The 308-nt window shown below is 44.8% G+C and carries 1 protein-coding gene; it reads right to left on the bottom strand.

The window, feature by feature from the left end; all coding sequences use genetic code 11:
• The coding region (locus A3766_RS09320) for an efflux RND transporter permease subunit (protein WP_156508819.1) at positions 1 to 308 on the bottom strand (308 nt) is incomplete at both ends.

The raw sequence follows: 308 nt of genomic DNA on the forward strand, positions 1-308 counted from the left end.
GTCCATACTTCTGTAATACCCGCTCGTTAACTTCAATGCTAATTTCATAATCACGCACACCGTCTAATTCAACCTGGGTAATCCCTTCAATATCAAGCAATTGATCACGTACATGCTGTGCCTGTTGGCGAATTTCCCGTTCCGATAAATCGCCAGACACCGCGACACTAATAACTTCCCGTTTCCGCTTGCTTAAACTCACCACAGGCCGCTCTGCATCCGCAGGCAAATTATTCACCGCATCAATGCGATTCTTTATTTCTGTTAGCAAAGTCTGTGGGTCGTAGTTGTCATCCAGAGTAATAATC

Source organism: Oleiphilus sp. HI0132, assembly GCF_001635845.1.